At 49.7% G+C, this 7,741-nt stretch carries 8 protein-coding genes; all 8 read right to left on the bottom strand.

Annotation, left to right across the window (positions count from 1 at the left end; genetic code table 11):
- Nucleotides 1-190: 190 nt before the first annotated feature.
- Nucleotides 191-1,579: a T9SS type A sorting domain-containing protein gene (locus tag J4G02_18260; protein ID MCE2396479.1), complete on the bottom strand. Its 1,389-nt coding sequence runs from the start codon at nucleotides 1,577-1,579 to the stop codon at nucleotides 191-193.
- Between the two features lie 64 nt (nucleotides 1,580-1,643).
- Nucleotides 1,644-2,252, bottom strand: coding sequence for a redoxin domain-containing protein (locus J4G02_18255; protein MCE2396478.1), 609 nt, complete (start codon nucleotides 2,250-2,252; stop codon nucleotides 1,644-1,646).
- Nucleotides 2,253-2,336: 84 nt separating this feature from the next.
- Nucleotides 2,337-3,491, bottom strand: coding sequence for a VWA domain-containing protein (locus tag J4G02_18250; protein ID MCE2396477.1), 1,155 nt, complete (start codon nucleotides 3,489-3,491; stop codon nucleotides 2,337-2,339).
- Nucleotides 3,492-3,562: 71 nt separating this feature from the next.
- Nucleotides 3,563-3,838, bottom strand: coding sequence for a hypothetical protein (locus J4G02_18245; GenBank protein MCE2396476.1), 276 nt, complete (start codon nucleotides 3,836-3,838; stop codon nucleotides 3,563-3,565).
- Nucleotides 3,839-3,879: 41 nt separating this feature from the next.
- The gene (locus J4G02_18240) at nucleotides 3,880-4,815 is read right to left on the bottom strand and encodes a MoxR family ATPase (protein ID MCE2396475.1); all 936 of its coding nucleotides are present in this window, start codon (nucleotides 4,813-4,815) and stop codon (nucleotides 3,880-3,882) included.
- A 142-nt stretch (nucleotides 4,816-4,957) separates the two neighbouring features.
- Complete coding sequence (locus J4G02_18235; protein ID MCE2396474.1) at nucleotides 4,958-5,563, bottom strand: nucleotidyltransferase family protein; 606 nt, start codon at nucleotides 5,561-5,563, stop codon at nucleotides 4,958-4,960.
- A 281-nt stretch (nucleotides 5,564-5,844) separates the two neighbouring features.
- Entirely contained in the window at nucleotides 5,845-6,951 is a 1,107-nt protein-coding gene (locus J4G02_18230) for a Zn-dependent alcohol dehydrogenase (GenBank protein MCE2396473.1), read from the bottom strand.
- Nucleotides 6,952-7,001: 50 nt separating this feature from the next.
- Nucleotides 7,002-7,741: thiamine pyrophosphate-binding protein (locus J4G02_18225; GenBank protein ID MCE2396472.1), on the bottom strand; the 740-nt coding region annotated here is incomplete at its 5' end.

The following is a 7,741-nucleotide window of genomic DNA, read 5'->3' as shown; positions in this document are numbered from 1 at the left end:
AAATTCACGAATCTCGATTTGTCCCGGTGTCGGCATTACCGCAGCCTGTACTTGCATTTTGAAGACTCCTTTATTTATTTTTATGGTATGTTTGCTTTCCTTGATTGAGGTTCAGGATTACCCTAATTATTTAGTATATCATCAAAAGAAGATGATAGGGAGACTACCTCGCTATGTTGAGTGTCAGGCTTTACTTTAGAATCACCATCCGTCGCGTCGCTGTGAAGTCTCCTGCTGTCAGCGTGTAAAAATAGAGACCACTGGCAACAGATTCACCAAACTGATTGCGTCCGTCCCAATATACCGCACGGCTGCGACTCTGATACATACCCGCTGCTTGATATCCCAACGCTATATGGCGAACTAGCTGCCCGTTCATATCATAGATTGTCAGCGTTACCTCTGCGGGGAACGCCAACTGATACGGTATCCATGTCTCCGGGTTAAACGGATTCGGATAGTTTGCCAATAGCAGGGTTTCTTCAGGAATCAATGAAGCTAACAGATTTTGGAGATTCTCTATCCCCTGTTTGAAGGCAAGTGAACCGTCATCTTCCAATCGTGCCTGCACAATCCACGTTGCTATCAACGTCGTATCTATGCTTTCTATCCCACCCACGGGTGCAGCAGGTGAGCCGGCAAACGCTTGTGCCACCCGGACGAGGTCGAGGATATTGACAACACCGTCACCGGTAACATCCGCCGGCGAATCCGCTGGTACGTCTTTCCCAAATTGCTGTGCGACGAAAACCAGATCTAGAATATTCACCTGTCTGTCCCCATTCACATCCCCAGCGACAACTTGTTCCTCCACAGTAAGGGAGATTTCATAGGGGTCTACAGGGACGCTCCACCCGGCGCTAGCATTGAACTGGAGGTTTTGCAGTGTCACTTTGGTCTCACCGCTCGATATTGCCTTGAATGCTACATGAAGCAGGGTGCCAGTACCACTTATACCTTGGTCACCCTGCCTCTCCGCACTGAGCCCTGTAAGTGTACCCGCTGCGCTATCACGGCTCCCACCCTGAAAGGTGGTTGTTCCACCACCCATATTCAGTAAATCGCCTTCACTCACACCAACGGCTTCGAGGGCAGCAGGATCGAAGGCAATATTAAGCTGCCACTTTGCCACGTCGAAGACTGTTTCTGCGTTGATGTTAATGGTAAACCTATTGCCGGGGTGAATAGGCGTCCCGGAAACAGTGTGGTCGATGCTAGGGGGTGGCGTCGCCCAATCGGGTGCACCGGCTGAAATCCAACTCTTAACTGTCTCAATCTCTGCATCGGGTAGAGGAGGACCACCAAGCGGCATAAGTGCACCCCCTTCGGCAAGGAGCCGCTTATACAATATAGACGCATCAGAGTCTCCCGGAACAACCGCTCCTTTTTCGATGAGTACACTGTGATCTTCAATTAAGAGTATCGCTGCAAAGGGAGCACCGGTTCCGTGGCAGCTGAAACAACTCTTTTCAAAGATAGCAAAAGCCTCCTGTGCTATTTGGGCAGATACAGTTTGAGAACCTGCAGCGAGAAACAGAGCAATGAGTACAAGTATTTGAAACGTCTTACAATTTGTCATGCGTTAATCCCTCTCTTGTCAATGAATACCGTCGTTTTATGAAAAACCCTTTATATATCCGTTATCACCTGATTTGCTGGTCAATCTGATCGAAAACACCTCGCACCCCTTCCTCAGTTAACTGCGGAAGAGGCTGAACCAGTCGAATGTGACCCGCACGACCGATCAGCACAATCGTCGGTATTTTGGGAGCCAACCCATATTGCCGAGAGACTTCACCTGTCCAGTCCAATAGGAAACTTGATAGATTAAACTCTTCCGCAGCATCTTGGACCTCAGCTTTAACCTTGCCCTTCAGAAACAGGCGTGCAGAGAACGGCATACTAGATCCATCGGCAATAGGGAGAATCTGCATCCCTTCAGCATAACGCTCAATGAATAGATTTAGCCATGTTCCCCCGTTATCGACACTGTCCCTATCAAAGCCGAATAGTAACACATTTTCCCCACGGAATTGGCTCAATCGAATTTCTTGATCATTCTGATCTTTGAGGGTGAAATTGGGGGCTGGTGTCCCGTACTCTGGAATGATAAGTGGTGGAGAGGCACAGGTCAAAAAAATAAGTAGAACACACAGAATCCAGCCGAGCGAAGTGTAAGATGCGAAATGTGAGACGTGAAACGTAATCCGTAATGCGTCATCCGTGGATGTATTTGCCTTCCTCCGTCCCATTCTGGCTTATCGACAAGATGGCCAATCTCAATAGAGATAAGATCCAGATTACCCTCCCTGCCGTCCCTCCTTCAGTGCGTCCGTTTAATCTGACCAGATTGGTGTCAATACCTTCGTCAATTGGATCAGGCTATCCAAATTGTGAGCTGGCAAGAAATAGTCAACATACGGCAGCGCCGTGCGTATGCCACGACAGATCGGCTGATATCCTTCACTGCCGAGTAGGGGATTCAGCCAGATTAACTTATACGCTTGGCGATGCAACACCTCCATCCCCTTCTGGAGGATATCCGCTTCGCCCCGGTCCCAACCGTCACTGATTAAAATGACAACAGTTCTGTATGCAGAGAAAGAGCGTCCAAACTCGCGGTTGAAGGCAACGATACTCTCACCGATTCTCGTTCCGCCCGACCAGTCAGGTACAACCTGCGCGACCTCACGGAGTCCTTCTTCAAGCCCTTTACGACGGAGCAGCCCGGTGATGTTCGTGAGTTCTGTACTAAAGACCGCAACTTCGACCTCCTCAAGCGCTTGCTGCATCCCGTAGATAAACTGGATTAGAAAGGTGGAGTAGTAGTCCATCGATCCACTGACATCGCAGAGCAGTAAGATCTTATTTTTCTTTACCTTTCGACGCTTCCGTATCAATTTCAGTGGTTCCCCACCGTAGGCGATGTTTTTACGCCAACTCTGTCGAAAATCGATCGTCTTCCCTTTGGTACTGGTCTTTTTCCGGCGGCTCAGTTTTGTCGCCAACAGTGGAACGAGTTTAGCGATGACCTCTCGTGCTTTTTGCATCTCCTCTTCCGTGAACTGGCCGAAATCCTTTTGGGTCAAAACATGCTCGGCACTATAGGCAACAGTATCCTCTTCTCCCTCCTCTTTATCGTCCTCCATCTCTGTCCACTGGTCTAGATTTACGACTGTGTCTTCGGCATTGAGCAGATCCTCAAGGGACATCGTCTGCTCTTCTTCCGTATCAAGCCCCAACTCTTGGGGGTCGGGACGGGGGTATCTCCAGAACCAATCAAAGACGATATCAAATGACGCCCGATCCGACTCATCGGCGATCAGGTTCATCTTGGCGGCGTCGTAGAAATCCTGTTGTCGTCCAATATCGATTAATTCAACGCTTCGGCAGAAACTGATCTGATTCGTTGTGGTAACATTTACGCCCATCTGCTTGAGCAATCGGCAGAAAGCGGTAATTTCTTGAAGGAGAGGTTGTTGGTTAGTCATTGATTAAGTCCAATTTTCGATGGCGAGTCCGGGGACTCAGATGATAGTGTTTGTATCCAAGAGTACCATGCTTACTGAATGCCATTAGCTTCGCGGTCAAAACGCCGGCGTGCTTCGTCCTTTTCGTCTCTTTTCTCCTGAAGATAGCGACAGAATTCTTGATAGCGTTCATCTCCAAGATCTTTTTTCAGGGAATCTGCGTAGCTTTCAGGCGCGTTGTATTTCAATTCAAACGCTAGATGATATTCTTCTTCGATAAATTCCTCAAGGTTCATGATAAAATCAAGGTCATCTTTAAGCGCATTGAGTTTCTTTTCGGTGTCGGGGCCCAGTAGAATTTGGACCATGCTCTCAACTCCTCTTACACTGCTAGTTGTCGTGCTTAACACTATCCACGCATATACCGCCAATCCGCTTTTTCGACATCATTCGCCTCAGAAGCACTTCTGGCACCATCTACCATCTTATCCAAGCCCACTTCTCGTGCCCGCTGAATATCATCCTGATATTTGAAAATGCAACCGAGCGTTTCATCAACGATGGCCGGATCCAATCCGTCCTTACCCAACGCGATGAGGGCAAGTCCCCAATCTAATGTCTCTGCGACTCCCGGCTTTTTGTAGTAATCCCCTTCCCTAAATACCCGCATCAGGTTGCAAAGTTGCTGTGCAAGCATATCGTCGATATGCGGCAGCTTGGCTTTAACGATTGCGAATTCCTTCTGGACGGACGGGTAATCTATCCACTGATAGAGGCATCGACGTTTCAGGGCTTCGTGAATCTCCCGCGTACGATTTGAAGTCAGCACCACATAAGGAATATGTCTGGCACGAATGGTCCCAATCTCCGGAATGGTAATCTGAAAGTCTGACAGGATTTCGAGGAGGAACGCTTCAAATTCGCTATCACTTCGGTCTACTTCATCAATAAGAAGCACAGGCGGTGCCGCGCCATCAGTCTGAATGGCTTCGAGGAGCGGACGTTTTAGCAGAAAATCCTCGCTGAAGATGTCATCACCAATCTGCTCTTTGTCCATGCCTCGTACTTCGTCGATGCGCAGTTGGAGGATCTGTTTCGTGTAGTTCCATTCGTACAACGCACTGTTTACATCCAGTCCTTCGTAACATTGCAAACGGATTAGATTCCCACCGGTTGCACTTGCCAAAACCTTTGCGACCTCTGTTTTGCCCACGCCGGGCTCGCCTTCAAGGAAAATTGGTTTGTTCAGGTGATGCGCTAAGTAGATTGTCGTTGCCAACGCTCGATCAGCGATGTAATTCTGTTCCACAAATGTTTCTTGTACCTCTTCAATTGATTCAATCATTGATTATCCTTTTACAATTATAGTGGACCTTAGAATTAATGAGACACTCCAAACCGGTGCGGGTGAAAACCGCACCTACCGGGGGCGAAAGTGTCTATTTATTTTTAGAATTCACTATAGATTTTAATCGGCTATTCCATTGTCACGCAGACGAGGATTTTCGTAACGCTTCCTCGTAATCTGTCCGATAGTCGATATCCGTCAATACTCGGTCAGTATCGACAGTCACATAGTGGATGTCATCTTTATATTTTTTGAAAAGCGACCGAACACCGCCGCTATCCTCATCCAGTGCGAGGAGGTCAGCAGCGTAGCGTCGGTGAAAAATTACCGGATGCCCGCGCCGATAGTTATAACTTGGCACCGCAATCCCACTCTCTGCTTGGACGTATGTATCAATAACTAGATTAACCAGATCTGGCGTAATGAGTGGCAAATCTACCAGTGTCATCGCAAACGCATCGGCGGACGCTGAAATTGAGCGTACACCACACTGTGCGGAGGTCAGCATGCCCTCCTGATAATCGGGGTTGAATGCGATTTTGACCGGTTTGTGCTGGATGTGCGCTTGAACCTTCTCAGCCTCGTGTCCAACGACAACAATAACTTCGTTCAGTTTGGATCCAAGCAGATTATCGATCACGGTTTCGATAATCGTGCTGTCGCCAAAAGGAAGGAGTTGTTTGGATTCACCCATGCGGGTGGACAACCCCGCAGCGAGGATGATGCCTGATATTTTAGGTATCACTTGGGGAGGGCTCATTTTAGGTCTGAATTTGGTTCTCGCTTATGATGGGTGATGAAGTGCAAATCACGATTCGTTTATTTGCAAGGACAAAGTGAAGCGTCGGGATTCGGAGATCCCTCCTACCGGAGAATTAAATGACCCTAATCAATCACTTGTGCCCCTTGGGTCAAACTTCCAATCAACAGATCGCTCATGCTTTCTAAGGCTCAGATGGAAATGATACACGCAAAAACCAATTCCATCAAGTTTTATTTTTTTGAATTGGTATATCCGAAGTAACACTACGGATCGCAAACGACCAGTGACCGCGCCACGCCACCCTGCTCTAGGGCATCGAAGCCGTCGTTAATTTCTTCCAACGATAGTCGCATAGAGATCATCTCATCGAGTAGGAGTCGCCCTTCCATATACAGGTTTGCCAAGCGTGGAAAATCAACGCGCGGCCGACTCATCCCGTATGAGGTACGCACGATTTCACGTTCTCCCATCATGATGTGGAAGGGGAATGAAACCTCTTCCCCGTACGGAGTCTTTCCAAGAATGACGACGCGTGCGCCGGGGCGTGATGCCTCTAATGTCTGTCGAATCGAGATGTTCTGACCTGCAGCTTCGATGGCGGTATCGGCACCCCGTCCCTGTGTGAGGTCATGCACAAATTCGACAGGATCAGTTTCCGCGCTATTGACAACGTGCGTAGCACCAAACTTTTCCGCCCACTGCAGCTTCAACGGATTAATATCGACGCCTACGATAATAGAAGCCCCTGATATACGAGCGCCCTGCACTGCGCTGAGGCCTACCGCGCCGCAGCCAATCACCACAACGCTGGTCTCCGGTTTAATGCGTCCCGCGTGAACAGCGCCGCCGTAGCCGGTCATGACGGCACAACCGAGTAACGCAGCCCGATCGAGCGGAAAATCCTCCCGTAACCGTACCGCCGCCTGTTCAGGAATCACGTTGTACTCAGCGTGTGACGAGACGAGGCTGTAGTAATGGACCGGCTTCCCGTTCAAAGACATCCGTGTTGTGCCATCGAATAGTAGCCCTTGTCCATTGGCATCTTTTGCGACCTCGCAGAGGATGGGTTGACCGTGGTCACAGTAGAAACAGTGGCCACAGTTTGGACTCCACGAACACGCCACGTGATCGCCGACTTTGACACGGGTGACCCCCGGACCGACTGACTCCACAACGCCAGCGCCTTCGTGCCCAATCACAGCTGGCAAGTTCACGGGTTGGTAGCCGTGCATGGTTTCCCAGTCTGTGTGACAGAGGCCGCTAGCGGCAATTTTGACGCGCACTTCGTTTGGACCGGGATCTGCGATGTCGATTTCCTCAACGGACAGTTTTCCGGGCGTCGAGTGTAGGACAGCTGCTTTCATTTTCATGGCGTTTTCCCCCTAACAAAGCTTCGGATTAGAGAATGTGCGGGCCTAACTTAGTCAAGAACACCAATTGTTGGTCCAAAGCTATCTTGATATGCCTGTGAATCGACCCGTGCGTCAATCAGTGTCGTTCGGTCTGCCTCCATCGCCAGTTTCAACTCACATTCAAACTGCTCAGGCGTGCTTACCGTAACCCCTCTCAGACCACACGCTATGGCGATTCCAGCGAAATCAACGGAATGGAAATCCAAAGCGTACTCGGGCATACCACGCGATTTCTGACGAGACTTCATTGTTCCCAGCGCTTGGTCGTTGATAATAATCAGGGGCACGGCTACGCCGGTGCGTGCAAAGGTCTCCAATTCACCCAGACGCATCAACAAACTCCCGTCTCCACCGATGCCCACCGCAAGCATGTCGGGTTTCGCCAGCTTTGCACCAAAAATAGCGGGCAGTGTCAACCCCATGGTTCGTCCGCCGGTTGTTCCCCAATAGGTGTTCGGATCTTCCACACCCCAGAGATGTTCAAGCATGGCAATGTAAGCACCGGTCTCCGAAAATAGGACACCTTCCGCCGGCAGTGCGGCGCGGGTGATTTCTATGATGTCTTGGGCGGTGAATTGAGCGCCTTCAGGTCGCTTGAAATTTTGGAGCACCTTTTGGCGTATCCCCTGGATCTGGTCATCGGAAAAGCCGGGCTGATTGTGTGTAGATAGATTTTTCAGCGTTTCTTTCAAATCTCCGTCCACGCGCACCTTCGGATCCGGCGACAGTGTTTCGTATTCTGGACGGA

The organism is Candidatus Poribacteria bacterium, assembly GCA_021295755.1.
Taxonomy (GTDB): Bacteria; Poribacteria; WGA-4E; order WGA-4E; family PCPOR2b; genus PCPOR2b.
This window is presented reverse-complemented; position numbering and strand designations above follow the sequence as displayed.